Here is a 20926-nt window from a genome sequence, read left to right on the forward strand (position 1 = left end):
GCTGTCGGCTACCGCCTTGTCGAGTCCATTGCCGGCGCGGGTCCGGTCGATGCGCGCGGGCAGAGCCTGGCCTCGACCCGGCGACCCGGCGCCGCCGCGGCACCATCCAGTATTTCCAGCAGATGCAGGGCCGAGAGGCGGCCGATCTCGTGCGTGTCCACACGCATCGTCGTCAGTGCCGGCGTGATCTCGCGTGCCATGGCGACATCGTCGAAGCCGGCAACCGACAGTTGGCCCGGAATGTCGATTCCGAGCTCGGCCGCTTCGCGCAAAACGCCGAAGGCTAGCTGGTCGTTGCCGCATAGAATGGCGCTGGGCCGCGGACCCGGCGCCTGCCAGAGCGCGCGCAGGCTGCGCCGGCCGAAGGCCATGCCCGATTCGCCCTCGTGCAGGTGCTGCGGCAGCAGTGCGAGGCCGTGGCCGGCCAGCGCGTCGCGTATGCCATCCAGACGCGCCTGGACCCTGTCGTTGTCGCGCGCCGGCTGCATGACGACGGCAAACGTGCGGTGGCCTTGTGCGATCAGGTAGTCGGTCAGGCTGGCGAAAGCGGCGCGATTATCGAAACCGATGCAGGGGTGCGGGCTTTCTGCACGGTAGGAGTAGACGACAACATAGGGTACGCGGTAGCGGGTCAGTGCTTCGAACAGCTCGGGCGGATGCGCTTCTCCCACGATGGTCATGGCTTCGACGCCGCGCTCCAGCATGACCCTGACCTGGGTCAGCGCCTGGGCCGGATCGTAGTTGGAGCAGCCAAGGAACAAGGTGATGCCGCGTGCGGCGAAGACGGATTGCGTGCCGCTGACCAGGGAGGCGAAAACCTGGTCGTCCAGGGTTGGAATGATGGTGCCGGCGATATGGCTTCGAGTCGAAGCCAGCGCGCGGCCCGCGGCGTTGGGCAGCCAGTCGAGCGCCAGCGCGGCCTGCTGCACGCGTTCGCGCACGGCAGGCGAAACCTTGTCGGGTTCGTTGAATGCACGCGAGACCGTTGCGGTCGAGACGCCGGCGAGCCGGGCCACATCGTCCAGTACCGCACGGCCTGTCCCCCGGCGCGCACGCGATTGCGCGGCGCGCGGGGAGGGGGGCGTGGGCTTGGTCGAGCTTGGCATCGTAACTTTCGCGGATGTCGGAACAAGAACACGCATCTTAACCCGCGCAGGCGGCCTTCGTCGCCGCCCGGCTGCGGTCGTTCGCGTTCAGCGCCCTGGCAGCGCTGCGATACGGGCGCGAAAATGCTCGGTTCCCTGCACGATTTTGTCGAGAACGGCATCCAGTGCCCAGTAACGTTCGCGGATATCATAGTCGATGACGCGGCAGCGGATCGAGTCGAAGGTGCCGATGCGCTGGTGATAGAGCTTGGCCAGCGCCGGGTAGCCGAGCGCCTCCGATACGGCGCTGAGCACCAGGAAGGTGGCCAGTTCTTCCGCCAGCGCCGGATCGGCGTCGCTGCGCAGGCGCAGCCATTGATACAGGTCGGGATGAAAATTGGTGAATACGCCGTTGAAACCGGCCGAGCCGGCCTTCATCGCATCCCAGGCGATGGCGGCGTTCGCGTTGAGGATCTTGAGCGCGGACCCTTGTGCCAGTTTGACGCGGCGCTTGACCGTTTCCAGGTCGCAGCTGACATCCTTGAGCATGATGAAGCGTTCGCTTGCGATGCAGAACGCCAGCTCGTCGTCGTCGAGCAGGCGGCGATAGGGGGCCGGGCATTCATACAAGCCGAGCGGCAGCGAGGACGGCAGCCGGGCCAGCAGGTGTTCCAGATTGGCGGTCAGGGCGGCGCGCCCCTGGCGCTGCGGGTCGAGATGGTTGGTCACGATGACCACCCCCTGGGCACCTGTTTCGACCGCGGCCTGCAATTCTTCGACTTGGGCTCCGATGTCGTCGCTGATGTGGCCGGAGACGACTACCGGTACCCGGCCGGCCGCTTTTTCGACCACGAAACGGCCGAGCGCGGCGCGTTCGTCCAGCGAGAGGTATTGCATCTCGCTCGATTGCGCGACAGCGAACAGCGCGTCGGCGCCGTGCGCGATATACCATTCGATCAGGCGTTCGAGGCCGGAGTAGTCGATCGCGCCGGATTCGTCGAACGGGGTCAGCATGACCGGGACAATGCCTTCGACTACGGTGCTGAAACGTGAGGTTTGGACCATGTCTGTGTTCTCGGTGAAAGTGTCGGGTTGAGGGGGCGTCAAACGGACCGCGTCGCGTGCGGTAACGGCATGGACGCTTGCTCCGGGATCGGTTTGCGGACCAGCAGCAGATAACTCATGGCGCCGACGAAGGCGATGGCGGCGGCGGTTAGCAGCGCCGGAACGAAGGACCAGGCCTGCGCGATGAATCCGGTCAGGATGGGAGCAAGCGCTCCGCCGAGAAAGCCGCCGAAATTCTGGATCGAGCCCAGCGAGGCCACCCGGCTGGGCGGCGCGGCGGCGGTGGCCAGCGCCCACGACGATGCCGATGCGGCGTTGGCAAGGAAGATGACGACCGAGATGCAGGCCAGTGCCACGGCATTGCTCTCGACCAGCGCCGCCGGGATGGTAAAGGCCACCATGCCCAGCATCGCGATGACGACCGCGCGGCGGCGGCTCGTCACCGGCTCGTTGCCGCCCCGGGTGATGGTGTCGGAAAACCAGCCGGCGACGAGGGAGCCGATAAAGCCGCAGAAAAAGGGTAGCGCGGCCGCGAAACCCGTGTGCAGCAGGCTCATGTGCCGCTCCAGTGTGAGATAGCTGGGCAGCCACGTGAGATAAACCCAGTTCAGATAGACCGAGCCGAAATAGCCGATCAGCATGCCCCAGGTGGTGCGATGCGCGAACAGGCGGCGCCAGTCTGAAAATGTCAGCTTGCCAGCGCTGTGCTGCGGTTCGACCTTGCCCTCGTCCAGGTAGTTGCGCTCTTGCGCACTCATCGCTGTCGCGACCGGGTCGCGGTATAGCGCGAACCAGATGGCGGCGACCACCAGTCCGAGCCCGCCTGTCACGAAGAAGGCGTAGCGCCAGCCGAATGACACCACCACGATGGACAGGCACAGGGGGGCCAGCGCGGTTCCCAGCGGCGATGCCGAATTGAAGATCCCGGTCGGAACGCCGCGCGAGCGCAGCGGAAACCAGTCGCTGACCACGCGGGCGGCAGAGGGAAACTGAGGCGCCTCGCCGATGCCGAGTACGATGCGGGCGAGGATGAAATAACCGAACGTCGAAACGAGGCCGCCGGCCAGCTGTGCGAGCGACCACAGAACCAGCCCGGTCCCCAGCAATTTGCGCGGACCGAAACGGTCGACCAGCGCGCCGACCGGCAGCTGAAACAGGGCATAGCTCCACGAGAAGGCCGATAACAACAGGCCCATCTGCCCGAGCGACAGCCCGAGGTCGCTACGGATAGCCTGGTTCGCGACGGCCAGAGCGCCCCGGTCCAGGTAGTTGACGATGCCGCCCAGCATCAGCAGGCTCAGTGCGAGCGTCTGCATACGACGGATTCTCGGCGGGCTTGTAACAGCGCGGGGGGTTCCATCCATGATCATTGCCTCTGTCTCTCTGTTTGGACTTCGGTGACGCGGCCGGGCACTTGCCCGACGGCTCGCGCCCGACCGCGAGCGTTGAGCGGGCGGCGCGATTCCTTACTGCGGGTCGCCCGTAGGCGCCCGCTTGTCGCCACGGCGGAAATCCGCGCAAGAGCGCATTCCCGCTTTGGCTATGTAAGCGATTACATTTTTAGGCTGACGGGGTGGAACATGCAAGAAATAACGGTGGTCGGGGCGGTGGGGTGTTGCGCGGATGGCAATGCGGGCGCACGGGGGCGGCTTCGGCGGGGCCGCCCCCCCGGTTTACTGGGCGCCGCCGCGGTACCAGCGGGCGACGAGGTCGCGCTCATCGTCGCTGATGTGGGTGACATTGCCGAGCGGCATGGCTTTCAGCTGCACCACCTGTTGGTAGATGCGCGGCGCCGCGGCACGGATGGCGGCATCGCTGTCGAGCCGGACTCCATTGGGGGCGGCCGCCACCAGCGTGGGATGGGCCGAATGACAGGCAATGCAGCGCGCATCGAACACCGTGCGCACTTGCAGCAGGCTCGGCGCCTTGCCGGCGGCCGTCCCTGCGAGCGGCGCCGGCGCGATCCAGACCAGCGTGGCAAGCAAAATCGCCGCGCCGGCAGCCGGGTAGGACCAGACGTAGACGCCTTTATGGCGCAGATTGAAGAAGTGGCGGATCAGTACCGCCGCGATCATGATCAGCGCCAGCACCAGCCAGGCATGCGGTGCGTTATAGGTGAACGCGTAATGATTGCTGATCATGGCGAACAGCACCGGCAGCGTCAGATAGTTGTTATGCACGCTGCGCTGCTTGCCGCGCAGTCCATGAATCGGGTCTGGCCGCTCGCCGCGGCGCATGGCATCGACCATTTTTTTCTGGCCGGGAATGATCCAGAAAAAGACATTGGCGACCATGGTGGTACCCAGCATCGCGCCGATGTGCAAGAAGGCGGCGCGGCCGGCCAGCAGGTGATCGAGCAGGGCCGCCATCGCGATCACGAAGGCGCCGTAGACGAGACCGAACAGCAGGGGGCTGCGTTTGAACAAGAGGCGGCACAGCACGTCGTAGACCAGCCAGCCGCCGACCAGTGTCGCGATACCGGTGCCAACGGCCGCGGCCGGATTTTGCAACGCTTTGTCCGGCGCGATCATATAGCTGCCGGCCTGCACGTAATAAAGGGTGGAGACCAGCAGCAAGCCGGTGATCCAGGTGGAGTAGGCTTCCCACTTGAACCAGTGCAGCTCCTGCGGCAGCGTTTGCGGGGCCGCGCGGTACTTCTGCGGATTGTAAAATCCGCCGCCGTGCACGGCCCACAGCTCGCCGCCGACGCCTTTCTCTATCAGTCCGGGATCGGTCGGCTCCTTGAGGCTGTCGTCGAGCCAGATGAAGTAAAACGAGGCGCCGATCCAGGCGATTCCGACGATCAGGTGCAGCCAGCGCAGCAGCAGGCCTGCGCATTCGATCAGATAGGCGCTGTCCATCTCAGCTCCCCCGGTAGGTCGAATAGCTCCACGGCGAAACCAGGAGCGGGATATGGTAGCGCGATCCGGCATCGGCCACGCCGAAGCGCAAGGTCACCCGATCGAGAAAGGGCGGCTCGGGCAGATCGACGCCGCGTGCGCGAAAGTAGGCGGCCACTTCGAAGCTCAACTCGTATACGCCGGCGCGGAACGCATCGCCCGCCAGCAGGGGGGCATCGGCCCTGCCGTCGAGGGTGGTGACGCCTTGCGCCACCGGCCATTCCTCGCCGGCTCGGAGCAGGCAGTAGGCCATGCCGGCGGCGGGGACGCCATTGGCGGTGTCGAGAACATGGATCGAGAGTTGGCTCATGGCGGTGCCGCTGCGGTGATGGAGGATGAAAAAAGTATAAAGTCAGCTCCGCCGATCCGTATGAATAACTGGTATAGCTCGCCGTGGATAACGCGGGGCGCCCGCGAATAATGGCAACATCTTTATAACGGAATCGCACTTGTAGGCTTCGCGGCGGACTTCGTATGCTGCAGACAGCAGGCTATTCACAGGAGGCAGCGATGAAGTATACCTTGGCCGAATTGTCCGTCATGCCGCGCGACGGGTTCGTGGCGGTGCTGGACGGCGTGTTCGAGCATTCGCCGTGGGTGGCCGCCGCCGCCTGGGCATGGCGGCCTTTCGCCGATAGCGCGGCCTTGTCGCATGCACTGGAGCAGGCGATGTATGGCGCCGGACGCGCGCAGCAGCTGCAACTGCTGTGCGCCCACCCCGAGTTGGCCGGCAAGGCCGCCGTGCGCGGCGAGCTGACTGCGGAATCGAACCGCGAACAGCACGGGGCCGGGCTCGACCAGTGCTCGCCCGACGAGTTTGCCGATTTGCAGCAGTTGAATGCCGCCTACCGCGAGCGCTTCGGGTTTCCTTTCGTGATCGCCGTGCGCGGACTGAGTCGCCAGGACATCATTGCCAGCCTGCGCGCGCGGCTTGACGATGCGCCGGACGTGGCACTCGCCACCGCGCTGGCCGAGGTCGCCCGCATCGCTCGCTGGAGACTGCTGGACCGGCTGGCTTGACCGGAGCCGCTTCGCCGCAGGGATGGCGGGCCTGTGTCGTCTGTCGTCTCGGCGTCCTGCTCAGGCCACGCTGGCGAGCGGGGGCTTCGTTGCCCGCCACACCGGACTGCGCGCCATCGCGACAATCTGGTCGCGCAACCAGCGGCACTCTTCGGCCGTGTGCGTGCGGTCGTGCCACAACAGATAGAAATTCATCGGCGGATAGGCGACCGGTACCTCGCGCACGATCAGGGGCATGTGCTGGCAGAAGTACTCTGCGAAATGGCGCGGCCCGGAAAAGATCATGTCGCTCTGCGCCAGCAGGTAGGGCACCATATTGAAGTAGGGTACATAGGCGGCGACATTGCGTTTGAGGCGCTCGCGCGCCAGGTGCAGATCGATCACGCCGCGCTGGCCGACCGAATAGGGGCTGGGCAGCACATGATCGGCCGCCAGATAGGTTTCGACATCCATCACCCGCTCGGCCAGCGGGTGCCCCGCACGCATCAGGCAGACGACGTCGTCCTCGAACAGCGGCATCATGCGCAACTGTTCGGGCGGCTGCGGCCAATTGCCGACCACCACGTCGAGTTCGCCGTTTTCCAGTGCCCCTACCGCGTCGAAATTCGGTCCCAGCGAATGGATGGCGATTTGCGACAGCGGCGCGATCTGGCGCAAGCGGCCGACCAGATGGCTGAGCAAGGAGGCGTTGAGATAGTCGGGGGTCGCGATATTGAAAACGCGCCTGGTTTGCGCCGGATTGAAGCGGATTTGCTGGATGGCGATGGTCTCGATCTGCTGCAAGGCGATCTTGACCGGCTCGAGCAGCGCTGTTGCGCGCTCGGTCGGCGTCATGCCGTTGCGGCTGCGCACCAGCAGGGGATCGCCCGTGATGTCGCGCAGGCGACGCAGGGCCGTGCTGACCGCCGGTTGCGACAGATTGAGCCGGCGCGCGGCGTTGGATACGCTACATTCGGTGAGCAGGGCGCGCAGAATCTGCAACAGGTGCACGTCGATTGATTCCCACGAGTAGGACATTTTCATTGTCAGTGCTCCGTAGCTGTCGGTATTTTCAGGGAAAGCAATTCCCGTTCCAAGCTCCGCCGCCGCCATTGCCTCCGGCCGATAAACTTTATACTGTGAATACGGATAGTCGCGACGGGCCGCGCTGGGCTAAATTCCACAATGACAGCGTAAAACCGCCGCCGGGCGCCACCGCCCGGGGCGGCGGATGCCCGCTTTTGGGGCGCGCCCCATTCTCATTCGGACCGGAAGCGTAGCCATGACACGAAACCAGATTCAGTTTTACTTTCGCGGCGCCGTGCGCACACTGACGGTGAGTTCGCCTACGCGCACGGTATTGCAGTATCTGCGCGAAGACATCGGCGCCGTCGGCACCAAGGAAGGCTGTGGCGAAGGCGACTGCGGCGCCTGCACCGTGGTGATCGGCGAGCGCGTGGGCGACAGGCTCGAACTGGCGGCCGTCAACGCGTGCATCCGCTTTCTGCCCTCGCTCGATGGAAAGGCCCTGTTCACCGTGGAGGACCTGGCCGCGGGCGGCGTTCTGCACCCGGTCCAGCAGGCGATGGTCGATTGCCACGGCTCGCAGTGCGGGTTTTGCACGCCGGGTTTCGTGATGTCGCTGTGGGCGATGTACGAGAACCACCCGCACTGCCCATCGCAGGAGGCGATGCAAGACACGCTCTCCGGCAATCTGTGCCGTTGCACCGGCTATCGCCCCATCATGGACGCGGCGCGGGCAGCCTATGCCTCGCCGCGAGTCGAGCTTCAGCGCGGCCCGATCGCGGCGGCGCTCGAGGCCCTGCGTGAACTGCCGGTGCTGGAGGGGAGGGAGGGCGACGCCCGTTACGCGGCCCCGAGGACGCTGGCCGATCTGCTCGAGCGGCGCGCACGCGCGCCGCAAGCCAGGCTGGTGGCCGGCGCGACCGACGTCGGCCTGTGGGTGACCAAGCAGTTGCGCGATCCGGGAGAGGTGATTTTCGTCGGCGGCGTTGCCGAGTTGAGAACCGTGTCCAACGACGGGGCCTGGCTCGAAATCGGCGCCGCCGTCCCGCTTGAGCGCGCCTTCGAAGAACTGGCCCTGCTGCATCCGGCCTGGGACGGGTTGAGGCGCCGCTTTGCCTCCGGCCCGGTACGCAACGCAGGCACGCTGGGGGGGAACGTCGCCAACGGCTCTCCCATCGGCGACAGCATGCCCCCCTTGATCGCTGCCGGGGCCACCGTCGTACTGGCTTCCGTCGGCGGCGAGCGCGAACTGGCGCTGGAGGATTTCTATCTTGCCTATCAGCGTACCGCGCTTGCCCCGGACGAGATCCTGTGCCGTGTGCGCATCCCTTTGCCATCGCCCGAAGCCGGACGGCATTTTGCGATCTACAAGGTCTCCAAGCGTTTTGACCAGGATATTTCCGCTGTCTGCGCCGGCTTCGGACTGACCGTGACGGATGGGACGATTCGCACGGCGCGGCTGGGCTTCGGCGGCATGGCGGCGGTGCCACGGCGCGCAGCCAGTGCCGAGGCCGCGTTGATCGGCGCGCCGTTCTGCGCCGCGAGTTTCGAGGCCGCCGCTGCGGCTGTCGCCGCCGATTTCACCCCGCTGTCCGATGTGCGGGCGAGCGCCGACTACAGGTTGACGGTGGCGGCGAATCTGCTGAGACGGTTCTGGCTCGAAATCGGTACCGCGCTGCCGGTTTCCATCGAAGCGCTGGAGGCCACGCCATGAATGCATTGAAGAACGAGACGCCGGCCGCGCTCGTCGGCAAGCCGCTGCCGCATGAAAGCGCGCACTTGCATGTCAGCGGACGCGCGACCTTTGTCGACGATATGGCCGAATTGGCCGGCACCCTGCATGCCGCCGTCGGCATGGCCGAGTGCGCCCATGGGCGGATAAGGCGGCTGGACCTGGATGCGGTCCGCGCCGCGCCAGGGGTGGTCGCGGTCATGACGGCCGCCGATATCCCCGGCGCCAATAACGGGGGGCCGATTCTGCCGGATGACCCCTTGCTGGCCGATGGCGTCGTCCAGTTCTTCGGCCAGGCACTATTCGTGGTCGCTGCCGAGACGCACGATGCGGCCCGTCGCGCGGCACGGCGCGCGCGCGTCGACTACGAGCCGCTGCCGGCAATTCTGACGCTGGAACAGGCGATTGACGCCGAGTCATGGGTTTTGCCGCCCGCCGATCTCGCGCGTGGCGACGTCGAGGCGGCGCTTGCCGGCGCCGCCCATCGGGCGCACGGCGAAACCCGCCTCGGGGGGCAGGAGCATTTCTACCTTGAAGGGCAGATCAGCTATGCCTTGCCGCGCGAGGACGACAGCGTGCACGTCTGGTGTTCAACCCAGCACCCGACCGAAATGCAGCATCTGGTCGCACACGCGTTAGGCTGGCGCGCACATCAGGTCAGCGTAGAGTGCCGACGCATGGGGGGCGGCTTCGGCGGCAAGGAAACGCAGTCGGCGCAATGGGCGTGTCTGGCCGCCTTGCTGGCGACGCGTACCGGGCGCCCGGTCAAGATGCGGCTGGACCGCGACGACGATATGGCGCTCACCGGCAAGCGTCATCCGTTTCGTCTGCGCTGGGAGGCCGGTTTCGACGACGATGGCCGGCTGGCCGGGGTGAAATTCGAACTGGCGTCCGATTGCGGCTTCTCCGCCGATCTGTCCGGGCCGGTCAACGACCGCGCGATCGGCCATGTCGACAATGCCTACTATCTGGATGCCGTCGCCGTCCGCAATCTGCGCTGCAAGACCCACACGGCATCGAATACGGCGTTTCGCGGCTTCGGCGGCCCGCAGGGCCTGATGGCGATCGAGGCCGTGATCGATGATGTGGCGCGGCGGCTGGGGCGCGACCCGCTCGACGTGCGCAGGGTCAATTTCTACGACCCCGACCCCGCCGCGGGACGCGACAGGACGCCTTACCGGATGCAGGTCGAGGACAATATCCTGCCGGCGCTGGTCGCCGAGCTGGAGGTCTCCAGCCGCTACCGCGAGCGACGGGCGGCCATTGCCGAATTCAATGCAAACAGCCCCATACTGAAGAAGGGCATCGCCCTGACGCCGGTCAAATTCGGCATTTCCTTCAACGCCGTGCAGTATAACCAGGCCGGTGCCCTGGTCCATGTCTATTCCGACGGCACGGTGTTGCTCAGCCACGGCGGAAACGAAATGGGGCAGGGGCTGCATACCAAGGTGCGCCAGGTCGTCGCCGATGCCTTCGGACTCCCGCTGGCGGACATCCGGCTCGCATCGACGGATACCACCCGGGTGCCGAACACCTCGGCCACTGCCGCTTCCAGCGGCACCGATCTCAACGGCAAGGCGGCGCAGGCCGCCGCGCTGACGGTGCGCGGGCGGCTGGCCGAGTGGCTGGCGGGCGAACTCGGCGTTGCGCCACAAGACGTCGTGTTCGAGCGCGGGCGCGTGCGCGCGCCGGGGTACGATGCCGGTTTTTCCGAGGTCGCCGCGCGTGCCTATATGGCGCGCATCCAGTTGTGGAGCGACGGTTTCTATCGCACGCCCAAGATTCATTACGATCCGGTCACCCGCCTCGGGCGTCCATTTTTTTACTTCGCCTATGGCGCGGCGGTGAGCGAGGTGGCGCTGGATACGCTGACCGGGGAGACGCGGCTGCTCGCGGTGGATATTCTGCATGACGTCGGACGCTCCCTGAATCCGGCCATCGACATCGGGCAGATCGAGGGCGGGTTTATCCAGGGCATGGGCTGGCTGACGACGGAAGAAGTGTGGCGGAGGCCGGATGGCAACCGTGCGGGCGAACTGATGAGCCATGCTCCATCCACCTACAAAATTCCGGCGGTGCATGACGTGCCGCCGGTGTTCCGCGTCGCGCTGTTCGATAACGCGAACGTCGAGGATTCCATTTACCGCTCGAAGGCGGTGGGCGAGCCGCCGCTGATGCTGGCTCTGTCTGTCTTTTTTGCGATCCGCGACGCGGCGGCGAGCGCGCTCGGCCCGGGCTCGCTGCCGGCGCTGGCGGCGCCGGCGACTCCGGAATCGGTGCTGCGCGCGTTGGGAGGGGCATAGCCGTGCCGGCTCTGTGGCGGACCCTGGTGGCCCGGCTGGCAGGAGGCGAAGACCTGGTTCTGGTCACTGTCGCCCGCACCGACGGCTCCGTGCCGCGCGAAGTGGGGGCCGCGATGCTGGTGGGGGCCGGTGACATCGTCGGCACGATAGGCGGCGGTCATCTGGAGTGGGAGGCGGCGGAGACTGCGCGCACCCTGCTGGATGGCGGGCCGGCGCGGCAGCTGCAAAAACAGAATCTGGCGGCTCGGCTCGGGCAGTGCTGCGGCGGCGTGGTCTGGCTGGTGTACGAGCGTATCCGCGCCTCGGCGCTGGCCGACTGGCTGCCGCTGGCGGCGGCGCTGGATAGCGGCCACGGATGCGTGCGGCGCGTGAGCCGGGGACGGGCAAGCGCATGGACGACAGACGATACGGCTGCCCCCGCGGATGCGGGCGTGCTCATCGCTGGCGAGGAATGGCATTTCAGCCAGTTTCTGCCGCCCGCGGCCGCGCCCTTGCTGTTGTTCGGCGCCGGCCATGTCGGCGAAGCGCTGGTGCGGGTGCTGGCGCCGACCGGCTGGCCGCTGCACTGGATAGACACGCGCGAGCAGATGCCGGCCTTCGAGCATCCCTGGCCGGCCGGAGTGAAGATCGAGTCGACCGACGCGCCGGAAGAGTGTATCGCCGCCGCGCCGGGCGGGGCCTGGTATCTGGTGATGACGCATCGTCACGATCTCGACCTGCTCCTGGCCGAACACATTCTGGCGCGCGCAGATTTCGCCTATTTCGGGATGATAGGCTCTCGCAGCAAGCGCGCGTCCTTTGTCCGGCGCCTGGCTCAGCGCGGGCTGGATGCGACGGACATGATCTGCCCGGTGGGCGTGCCCGGCATTCACGCCAAGGACCCGGCATCCATCGCGATTGCCATCGCCGCACAGTTGCTGCTGAGGCGCGAACCCGCCGCGACGCGGGAGGAGGCATGAATCCGGCCCTGCGATCAGAACGGGCCCCGTCACCGAGCGTTGCCCCGGCAGCATGCCCTGGCCGACGAGGCCGATATCACCCGGACGGTCATCGGGCCGCCCGCGGCCCGGCTTGCGCGGCATGATGCGCTGGCACGACAGTTGCTGAACACATGATGTCTTTTTGCTGGAGTGCGAACATGCATCCGTCACAATCCTACCCGCGCGATATGGTCGGCTACGGCCGGAATCCGCCGTCGGCCGACTGGCCGGGCGGCGCCAGGATCGCCGTCCAGTTTGTACTCAACTACGAAGAGGGCAGTGAAAACTCCGTATTGCATGGCGACGCGGGTTCCGAGCAGTTTCTGTCCGAGATGTTCAATCCCGCGAGTTTTGCGGACCGCCATCTGTCCATGGAGTCCATCTACGAATATGGCTCTCGCGTCGGCGTCTGGCGTATCCTGCGCGAGTTCGAGCGCCGCGGCTGGCCGCTGACCGTATTCGGTGTCAGCATGGCTCTGCAGCGCAATCCCGAGGCGACGGCCGCCTTCCGGGAGATGGGGCACGAGATCGCCTGCCACGGCTGGCGCTGGCTGCACTATCAGTCCGTGGACGAAGCGACCGAGCGCGAGCATATGCGGCTGGGGCTGGAGATCATCGAACAGATGACCGGAACGCGGCCAGTGGGCTGGTATACCGGCCGCGACAGCCCGAACACCCGGCGCCTGGTCGCCGACGACGGTGGCTTGCTGTACGACTCCGATTATTATGGCGACGACCTGCCATTCTGGACCCCGGTGCAACGTAGCGACGGCGAGTCCGTCCAGCGCCTGGTCGTGCCGTATACGCTCGACGTCAACGATATGCGCTTTTCCCTGCCGCAGGGCTTTGCGCACGGCGATGATTTTTTCACCTATTTGCGCGACAGTTTCGATGTCCTGTACGCGGAGGGCGAGTACAGCCCGAAGATGATGAGTGTGGGCATGCACTGCCGGCTGCTGGGGCGGCCGGGGCGCCTGCGCGCCTTGCAACGATTCATGGATCATGTCGCAAATCACGATCGCGTCTGGGTGTGCCGGCGTGTCGATATCGCCCGCCACTGGCACGAACGCCACCCGGCGACGGCAAACCAACAAGGATGAAGCAGATGTCAGAACTGATTTCCGTGCCGGCCGACCTGCCCGACTGGGCACAGCGCGCCGTCAACCTGGCCGACCCCCGTCTGGGTGCGCGCGGCATCGTCGCCAGCGACGAATTTTTCGCCCCGCTGGAACGTATGCTCGATCCGCGTCCGGCGGTGTTTGTGCCGGGCAAATACGACGATAACGGCAAGTGGATGGATGGCTGGGAGACACGGCGCAAGCGCAGCACCGGCCACGATTGGGCCATCGTCAAACTCGGCCGACGCGGGCGCATCGCGGGTTTCGATATCGATACCAGCCATTTCACCGGCAATTTCGCCCCGGCGATCATGATCGAGGGCTGCGCGAGCCCGAGCGATGATGCCGAGGTGCTGGGCCATGCCGAGTGGACGCCGCTGTTGCCGGCCAGCAGCCTGGGGGGCAATCGCCATCATCTGCTCGCGATCGACAGCGAAGGGGTGTGGACGCATGTGCGCGTGAATATCTACCCGGATGGCGGTGTGGCCCGCTTGCGCGTCTATGGGCAGCCGGTCGGTGTCTTCGACGAACCCGGCGCCTTGTACGATCTGGCGGCACTCGGCAACGGCGCACGCGCGGTGGCGTGGAACGATGCCCATTTCGGGCAGCCGTCCAATTTATTGCTGCCGGGACGCGGAGTCGATATGGGGGACGGCTGGGAGACCCGGCGTCGGCGCGAGCCTGGCAACGACTGGTGCATCATCGAACTCGGGGCGCCCGGAATCATCGAATTCATCGAGGTCGATACCGCGCATTTCAAGGGGAATTACCCCGATCGCTGCCTGCTGCAGGCGGCGCGGGTGGAGGGCGGAACCGATCAGTCGCTGGTGACGCAGAGCATGTTCTGGCCGCTGCTGCTGCCGGAGCGCCCGTTGGCGGCCGATCGCGAACACCGCTTCGACGACGGCCTGGCCGCCCTCGGCACGGTCACGCATGTGCGTTTCAACATCGTTCCGGATGGCGGGGTCTCGCGGCTGCGCATCTGGGGACGGATCGCGCCATGAGCGAATGCGTGTGGCTGCGGGCGCAACCGCTGACGCGCGAGGCCTTCGCACCCTTCGGCGACGTCATCGCGGCGGACGACGGGGTCCGGCATTTCAGTATCAACGGCGGCAATACCGAGCGCTATCACGATCTGATGCGCGTGGATCTGGCGGCCGAGGGGCATCCTGTCGTCAGCGTGTTTCGCGGCCAGCCGCGCCCGCTGCCCTTCGAGCTCACCATGCTGGAGCGCCACCCCAAAGGCAGCCAGGCTTTCATGCCGCTCGATGGCCGTCCTTATCTGGTGGCGGTGGCGCCGGCCGGCGACGGCATCGATCCGGCCTCGTTGCGCGTATTCCTCGCGCAAGGCAACCAGGGGGTGAACTACGCCCGAGGCGTCTGGCATCACCCGCTGCTCGCGCTGGACGCCGTGTCCGATTTTCTGGTGATCGACTACGGCGGCCCCGGTCCCAATTGCGACGAGATCCGCTTGCCGGAGTCGCGCTGGATCACCGCCAGTCCGTGAGTCAGATTTCGCAGTGCCCGGGCCCGCAGACGGGGGCGCCGCTTCGGTCTGCGTTCGCGGCGGGGCTGTCCAGCCAGGCTTCCCATGCTTCGGGCCGACCGAGCCAGGGGCCGATATCGATGAGATCGAAGCGCCCCTCGCGTTCCAGCGCCAGTGTCGGGAAACCCCGGCCGCCGACCCGGGCCAGCAGCGCGCGGCTCGCGCCGATATGCGCGCGGGTCGGCGCGCCGCTCGCCTGCCCGAATGCCGCATCGAAACCCTCGCCGTCGAGGCCGATGTCGCGGGCCAGTTCGGAGAGCACTCCGCTTTGTGCGATACGCCTGCCCTCGACATAGTGTGCGATCTGCAAGCGTGACAGCATGGCCAGTCCTTGTCCGGCCAACGCTTCGGCGGCCAGGATGGCGGTGGTGGGCGGCTCGGAATCGAATACGGCGGCATGGTCGCGCAGCAGACCGTCCGTGTAGTCGCGGCCGAAGCGCTGGCCGGTAAGGCTTTCGATGCGGCGGTCGTGCGGCAGCACGTAGTCGCGCAGGGCGGGGCTCACCGGCTGGCGGTTTTCATCGCACATCATGCCGCCGGCATGGGCGACGACGGTCAGCCGGCAGGCTGCCGCGCGTATCAGCGGCGCGGCGCCATAACACCAGCCGCACAGCGGATCGTAGATATAGTGAAGCAAGCGTGTCTTCATCGAATGTCCCGCGTGTAGGGGCGGCTTGCGCCGCCCCGGATTTTAACGGCTTACCACTTCATCTCGCCGCTGGCGACCTTGGCGCTGATCTCGAGCGAGCCTTCTTCTCCAGCTTGGGGATAGCGCGCCTTCATCGCCGCGATCAGGGCTCTCGAGTCATGGTAGCGCGCTGCCGCCGCGTCGAAGGCGCGGATATAGCCGGCGGTGAACGCGACCGACTGCAGCGGTGTCGATGCGCCGGGCAGCGCGTGCCCAGGGACGACGATACGCGGTTTCAGGCGGGCGATGGTGCGCAGGGTGGCGAGCCAGTCGGCGTGCGACTGCGCGCTCTGGGTATCGGCCATCCAGACATGCTGGTTGTTGAACAGCACGACGCCGCCGACCACGGCCTTGAGCGAGGGAATCCAGACGAAGCTGCGTTCGGCTTGTCTGCCATGCAAGCCGACGATGTCCAGCCGTCGTCCTTCCAGCTGCAAGGAATCGCCGTTCAGCGTTTCGGGCAGCACCGTGGCCGTCGGTGCGTCTGCTCCGAGCTTCGGTCCCCAGAAGGCGAGCTTGGCGGCCATGGTCTGCCGGATATGGGCGACGGTCGGTGCCGAGGCGACGATGCGGGCGTCCGGAAAGGCGGCCCTGAGCGTTTCCAGTCCGAAATAATAATCCGGATCGCCGTGGCTGATATAGATCGTGGTCAGCGTCTTGCCGCTGGCGCGGATACGCGCGACCAGCTCGGCGGCTTGCGACTTGCCGAACTGGGCGTCGATCAGAATCGCATCATGCTCGCCGCTGACCAGAACCGACGATACCGGGAATAGGGCCGCGGCACCCGGGTTGTAGACATCGAGTTTGAGCGCGTCGGCGGCCGATGCGGCCGCGGCAATGCCGAAGGCGAGGGTGGCGGCTGCCAGCAGGGAGCGGGTTTTGAATCGGGACAACATTCTGAATCTCCGGTGTCGGTCATGAAGGAATGAGCGGAGTTTAGTTGCATTTATCGACACTAAAAAGGCTATTATTGAGTATTGTTTGTTGCTAAAAGCGGTCATATTGTGGACAGATTGACGGCAATGCGCGTGTTTGTAACGGTCGTGGACTGCGGCAGCCAGGCGGCGGCGGCCCTGCGGCTCGATCTGTCGCGTCCGGTGGTGTCGCGCTATCTGGCCGAACTGGAAGAGTGGACCGGTGCGCGCCTCTTGCACCGCACGACGCGTAAACTGAGCCTGACCGCTGCAGGCAAGGAGACGCTGCCGCGGTGCCGGCAGGTCCTGGCGTTGAGCGATGAACTGCGCACGGCGGTGTCGGCGCCGGAGGAGGCGCCGCAAGGCTTGTTGCGCATCACGGTCAGCACCTCTTTCGGGCAGGCGCAACTGGCGCAGGCCGTCACCGAGTTTGTGCGCCTCCACCCGGCGGTGGCGGTCGACATGGTGCTGCTGGACCGGGCCGTGAATCTGGTCGAGGAGCGCATCGATCTGGCCATTCGCATCACCAATGATCTCGATCCGAACGTGATCGCCCGCCGACTGACCGTCTGCCGCTCGGTCGTGTGTGCGGCGCCGGATTATCTGCGCGGCAAGCCTGCGCTGCGGCGTATCGAAGACCTCGCGCTGCACAACTGTCTCACGCATTCCTATTACGGCAGGAGCGTGTGGCAGTTCGAGCGCGATGGCGAACCGGTCGCGGTCGCGGTCGGCGGCAATGTCAGCGCCAATGAAGCGGTATCGTTGATGCAGGCGGCGCGCGCGGGGGCCGGAGTGGCCATGCTGCCGACCTATCTGGCCGCGCCCCTGATCCGTAGCGGAGAACTGCTGAATGTACTGCCTGGCGCGAAGCCGCGCGACATGAGCATCTATGCCGTGTATGCCTCGCGCCGGCATATGCCGCTAGCCCTGCGCACGCTGCTGGATTTTCTTGCGCAGCGTTTCCCGCCGCAGCCGCAGTGGGATGACTGGCCCACTGCGGCGCCGGGTTGAGGCCCGGGCGGCTTGAATCGCCGCCCGCCGTTCGCGGCGGCGCAGCGGAGTCAAGGCGCGGGGTTGGGCTGGCGCTGGTGAATCGCCTCGATAGTGGCCAGGACCGTGTCGTCGAGCCGAAGTTGCAGACTGCCGAGGTTCTCTTCAAGCTGCGCGATCGACGTCGCACCGATGATGTTGCTGGTGACGAAGGGGCGCGAATTGACATAGGCCAGCGCCATCTGTGCCGGCGACATGCCGTGCTCGCGCGCCAGGGCGACGTAGTCGCGGCAGGCGGTTGCGACTTGCGGATTCGAATAGCGCGTAAAACGGTCGAACAGCGTGAGCCGTGCGCCGGATGGGCGCGCATCGTCGAGGTATTTGCCGGACAGCGTACCGAACGCCAGTGGCGAGTAGGCGAGCAGGCCGACGCCTTCGCGATGGCTGAATTCGGCCAGCGCGATCTCGTAAATGCGGTTGAGCAGGCTGTAGGGGTTCTGGATGCTGACGGCGCGCGGCAGACCGAGCGTCGCGGCCGCGTTCAGAAACCGGGCCACGCCCCACGGCGTTTCGTTGGATAGCCCGATGGTACGGACCTTGCCGGCGGCGACGAAGTCCTGCAAGACGCGCAGGGTTTCCTCGATCGGGGTGCTGCCCGGCGCATCGTCGCTCCATGCATAGCCGAGCTGGCCGAAATAGTTGGCATTGCGGTCCGGCCAGTGCAACTGGTAGAGGTCGACGTAGTCGGTGCGCAGGCGACGCAGGCTGTCGTCGAGCGCGCTAGTCAGGTTCTTGCGGTCGAAGTGCGGCTGGCCGTCGCGGATATGGCCGGGACGTTTCGGGTCGGACGCCGGTCCGGCCGCCTTGGTGGCCAGTACGATGCGGTCGCGCTGTCCGCTGCGGGCCAGCCAGTTGCCGATATAGGCTTCGGTCAGTCCCTGGGTTTCCGGGCGCGGCGGGACCGGATACATTTCGGCGGCATCGACCAGGTTGATGCCGTGTTCGAGCGCCAGATCGAGCTGGCTGTGTGCTTCCGCCTCGGTATTTTGTTCGCCCCAGGTCATGGTTCCCAGTGCGATCAGGCTGACATTCAGGTCGCTGTGGCCCAGCTTGCGATATTCCATGCGTGCTTCCTTGTTGGAGAGGGGGCGTGCGGCGGGTGTCGCGTGCAGCGAAAGAAAACCCCTGTCGCCGATTGTGCGTTCGCCGCCGGACAAGGTCAACGCCGCCGGCGCCCTATCCGTGGCCGGAGCCACGGGCACGGTCCTCCCCGCGCACCCTCATCCCATTTTCCGGGGCCCCGGTTTTCGTGCTGACGCGCTCCTCCGCTTCCGGTGTCGGCACATCGTTTTCATGACAGGCAGGGCGGCGCACCGGTGGCCGCGAACCCGCTCCGGGCACTTAGCGCTTCGCCGGCCGGGCCCGTCGCCGAGAAGATCCCCGGCTTTGCAAGCTACCGTACATCTCCGCGCCGCTAGCGGATGTTCCGTGCCGTCGGGCGCAGGTAGAGGGCGACCGCCGGCACCGTCCGGCCATCGTTGGGCGGCAGGTCGAGATCGAGCGTGCCCTGCGCATCGACCGTGAGCGTGTCGCCGCGGCAGTTGCCGTCTGCCGCCAGGCCAGCGACGACATTGCAGTAGCGTCCGGCGGGCAGCCCGGTCTGCACGCGCGCGCGCCAGGGGAGCATGTCGTTATTGAGTGCGACAAAGCCGATGCCGCCGCGTCCGAAAGCGATCTGTTGCCGGCTACCGGTCTGCCAGTGGTCTACCCCGAGTCCGGCCGTGGCATGGCGGAAGGCTATCATGGCGGTGATGTCGGCCCAGCGGTGGACCATGTCCCAGCCGGCGGCGGTCTGTGGTGCGCCGCTGTCGTCCAGCGGTGGGGTCGATGGCGCATCGGCATCGCGTTGGGTGAAGCGGAAGCCGGATTGAATCTGCGCCTGTCCGTAAGGCCAGGCCAGCATGAAGATCGTGGCCAGGTCGTAGCGGCGGCTGGCGCCGACATCGTTGCCGGCACCGCTTTCATTGCTGGCATTGAGCGTATCGTTGCTGCGTTCGGTGTCCCAGTTATTGACGAATACCACCGCCTCGCTGCTGTCCAGCAAGCCCCAACTGCCGCCCCAGGCACCGGGAACCCCGATCAGCGCGGGCAAGGAGTCAGCGGCGAGTCCGTCATTGCCGCGAAATGCATCGCGAAGCGCATAGCTGAATTTGAATTCGTTGAGGCGGCCGATCGGCAGATAGTCGCGCCGGTTGACGTTGCCGTCCGGTATCACTTCTTGCGCAATCCAGACCGGTTCGCCGGCACGGGTGACGGGCCAGTCTTGCCGCAGCGCATCGAATAGCGCGCGCAACGCACCCGGGGCCTGATGCTTGGCGGCATCGATGCGGAAGCCATCGGCCCCCAGCGCCAGCAGCTTGCCCAGATAGGCGAGCAGGATGGCACGCACTGGCGCGTTTTCCTGAGCCAGGTCGGGCAGTCCGAGCAGGCGGCATTCGGTCACGCTGCGCCGGTCTCCCGGCGTCCCGTAGTCATTGTCGCGTATTGTGCAGGGAGGATGAAAATCGCCGGCGGAGAACTGGGGATACGACAGCGTCGCCGAGTCCCAGCTCGAGCCGTCGCTTGTCTGGCCGGCCGTGCCGCTTCCCGCCGCCATATGGTTGCTGACCACATCGACATAGACGCGTACGCCTGCCCTGTGGCAGCTCGCTATCATGGCGGCGAATCCGGCTTCATCGCCCATGCGGCTGCGCAGGCTGGCGAAGTTGACGGGCTGGTACATATCCCACCAGTTTCCTGTCACGCGCGCGGCCTGCGGCGGCGAGACCTGAACCGCACCATAGCCGGCGGGGCCGAGTGTGCCGCGACATTCCCGGGCGATGGCTTCCCACGGCCAGCGAAACAGTTGGACCGAGACATCGGGCGGATTGAAGGCCGCGGCGGTAGCGGGCGCGGCGAATGCGAAGGCCGGCAGTAGCGGGAGGAGGCGCATGGGTTTTTCTCCGTCAAGGACCGGAGCAACGTGCGGGATGACACGATTCAAACCGGTTTGGTTACTGAATCCTAGCGTTCTGCACGGCGGCGATCAATGCCCCATCCGGTCAGTGCATGCCGAGGAACTACCGGATTGGGGGACTGCCGCTTTCGCTTCGCCGTGCGGCCGGTCTGCGGGCGGGACCGTATCGATCACGAGCGGGGGATGATTCATGGCATAGGCGAGGCGGCAAAAGCCGTAATAGCCGCAGGCGATCGCGACCGCAAGGAGTGCGCGCCAGCCGCCGGTGGAGGGGAAGCCGAGAGCGGCGAGTACGCAGGGCAGACTGCTGCCGACGAGAGCGGCAAGGACGAGAAACAGCGCTTTTCCGCTGCGCGTGGGCAGAAAAGGGGGCGAGATGGCGAGCATGGCTGAGCAGTGCGGACAGGGCAGATGCTGTCCGCGCTGCGGCGGCTCGAGCGCGTGCAGGCAGCACGGGCAATGGGGGCGGAGCGGGTTCATCTCACCGTTCTACTTCCTGCAATATAAAAAATGGATAAAAAATGCCATTGCGGTCAAAGGCAGTGCAGCCCGGGCGCGGTGCAA

The 20926-nt window shown here is 66.1% G+C and carries 19 protein-coding genes; 8 read left to right on the top strand and 11 right to left on the bottom strand.

What is annotated here, in order from left to right:
* Window positions 1-8: 8 nt before the first annotated feature.
* The 5 genes from G520_RS0101425 to uraH all read right to left on the bottom strand — a co-directional run bounded on the left by G520_RS0101425 (window position 9) and on the right by uraH (window position 5360).
* Window positions 9-1106: a LacI family DNA-binding transcriptional regulator gene (locus G520_RS0101425; RefSeq protein WP_084637401.1), complete on the bottom strand. Its 1098-nt coding sequence runs from the start codon at window positions 1104-1106 to the stop codon at window positions 9-11.
* Window positions 1107-1193: 87 nt separating this feature from the next.
* Window positions 1194-2150 carry a dihydrodipicolinate synthase family protein gene (locus tag G520_RS0101430; RefSeq protein WP_028534119.1) on the bottom strand — a complete coding sequence of 319 codons (957 nt, stop codon included), beginning with the start codon at window positions 2148-2150 and terminating at the stop codon, window positions 1194-1196.
* Window positions 2151-2188: 38 nt separating this feature from the next.
* Entirely contained in the window at window positions 2189-3466 is a 1278-nt protein-coding gene (locus G520_RS0101435; RefSeq protein WP_246542745.1) for an MFS transporter, read from the bottom strand.
* 357 nt (window positions 3467-3823) lie between these two features.
* The gene (locus tag G520_RS0101440) at window positions 3824-5011 is read right to left on the bottom strand and encodes a urate hydroxylase PuuD (protein ID WP_028534121.1); all 1188 of its coding nucleotides are present in this window, start codon (window positions 5009-5011) and stop codon (window positions 3824-3826) included.
* 1 nt (window position 5012) lies between these two features.
* Window positions 5013-5360, bottom strand: coding sequence for a hydroxyisourate hydrolase (gene uraH, locus G520_RS0101445; RefSeq protein WP_028534122.1), 348 nt, complete (start codon window positions 5358-5360; stop codon window positions 5013-5015).
* 200 nt (window positions 5361-5560) lie between these two features.
* Here uraH and uraD point away from each other — a divergent pair, with 200 nt between their 5' ends.
* Window positions 5561-6070 carry a 2-oxo-4-hydroxy-4-carboxy-5-ureidoimidazoline decarboxylase gene (gene uraD, locus G520_RS0101450; protein WP_028534123.1) on the top strand — a complete coding sequence of 170 codons (510 nt, stop codon included), beginning with the start codon at window positions 5561-5563 and terminating at the stop codon, window positions 6068-6070.
* Window positions 6071-6130: 60 nt separating this feature from the next.
* Here uraD and G520_RS0101455 read toward each other — a convergent pair whose 3' ends face one another.
* Window positions 6131-7093, bottom strand: coding sequence for a LysR family transcriptional regulator (locus G520_RS0101455; RefSeq protein ID WP_211222730.1), 963 nt, complete (start codon window positions 7091-7093; stop codon window positions 6131-6133).
* Between the two features lie 238 nt (window positions 7094-7331).
* Here G520_RS0101455 and xdhA point away from each other — a divergent pair, with 238 nt between their 5' ends.
* From xdhA to G520_RS0101490, 6 genes are all read left to right on the top strand, one after another.
* Complete coding sequence (xdhA, locus tag G520_RS0101460; RefSeq protein WP_028534125.1) at window positions 7332-8789, top strand: xanthine dehydrogenase small subunit; 1458 nt, start codon at window positions 7332-7334, stop codon at window positions 8787-8789.
* Entirely contained in the window at window positions 8786-11110 is a 2325-nt protein-coding gene (gene xdhB, locus G520_RS21065) for a xanthine dehydrogenase molybdopterin binding subunit (protein WP_036664953.1), read from the top strand. Before xdhA ends, xdhB begins: the two co-directional genes overlap by 4 nt.
* A 2-nt stretch (window positions 11111-11112) precedes the next feature.
* Window positions 11113-12069, top strand: coding sequence for a xanthine dehydrogenase accessory protein XdhC (gene xdhC / locus G520_RS0101470; protein WP_028534126.1), 957 nt, complete (start codon window positions 11113-11115; stop codon window positions 12067-12069).
* Window positions 12070-12248: 179 nt separating this feature from the next.
* Entirely contained in the window at window positions 12249-13190 is a 942-nt protein-coding gene (gene puuE, locus G520_RS0101480) for an allantoinase PuuE (RefSeq protein WP_028534127.1), read from the top strand.
* A gap of 5 nt (window positions 13191-13195) precedes the next feature.
* Window positions 13196-14212, top strand: coding sequence for an allantoicase (gene alc, locus G520_RS0101485; RefSeq protein ID WP_028534128.1), 1017 nt, complete (start codon window positions 13196-13198; stop codon window positions 14210-14212).
* Entirely contained in the window at window positions 14209-14715 is a 507-nt protein-coding gene (locus tag G520_RS0101490; protein WP_028534129.1) for an ureidoglycolate lyase, read from the top strand. The genes alc and G520_RS0101490 overlap by 4 nt, the downstream gene beginning before the upstream one ends.
* A 1-nt stretch (window position 14716) precedes the next feature.
* On the opposite strand, the gene G520_RS0101495 is transcribed toward G520_RS0101490, so the two are convergent.
* Entirely contained in the window at window positions 14717-15403 is a 687-nt protein-coding gene (locus tag G520_RS0101495) for a DsbA family protein (protein WP_028534130.1), read from the bottom strand.
* Window positions 15404-15453: 50 nt separating this feature from the next.
* Window positions 15454-16338 (bottom strand): MBL fold metallo-hydrolase, encoded by an 885-nt coding sequence (locus G520_RS0101500; protein WP_028534131.1) that lies wholly within the window; start codon window positions 16336-16338, stop codon window positions 15454-15456.
* Between the two features lie 126 nt (window positions 16339-16464).
* Between G520_RS0101500 and G520_RS0101505 the strand changes: the two genes are divergently transcribed.
* Window positions 16465-17367, top strand: coding sequence for a LysR family transcriptional regulator (locus G520_RS0101505; RefSeq protein WP_028534132.1), 903 nt, complete (start codon window positions 16465-16467; stop codon window positions 17365-17367).
* A gap of 50 nt (window positions 17368-17417) precedes the next feature.
* Here the strand turns inward: G520_RS0101505 and G520_RS0101510 are convergent, their stop codons facing one another.
* The 3 genes from G520_RS0101510 to G520_RS25170 form a co-directional block, all read right to left on the bottom strand.
* Window positions 17418-18470, bottom strand: coding sequence for an NADP(H)-dependent aldo-keto reductase (locus G520_RS0101510; RefSeq protein WP_028534133.1), 1053 nt, complete (start codon window positions 18468-18470; stop codon window positions 17418-17420).
* A 350-nt stretch (window positions 18471-18820) separates the two neighbouring features.
* Window positions 18821-20338 carry an alpha-amylase gene (locus G520_RS21070; RefSeq protein ID WP_051228810.1) on the bottom strand — a complete coding sequence of 506 codons (1518 nt, stop codon included), beginning with the start codon at window positions 20336-20338 and terminating at the stop codon, window positions 18821-18823.
* A gap of 93 nt (window positions 20339-20431) precedes the next feature.
* On the bottom strand, window positions 20432-20842 hold the full coding sequence (locus G520_RS25170; protein ID WP_028534134.1) for a hypothetical protein: 411 nt from the start codon (window positions 20840-20842) through the stop codon (window positions 20432-20434).
* Between the last annotated feature and the right edge of the window lie 84 nt (window positions 20843-20926).

This window comes from Paludibacterium yongneupense DSM 18731 (assembly GCF_000422925.1).
GTDB classification, from domain to species: domain Bacteria; phylum Pseudomonadota; class Gammaproteobacteria; order Burkholderiales; family Chromobacteriaceae; genus Paludibacterium; species Paludibacterium yongneupense.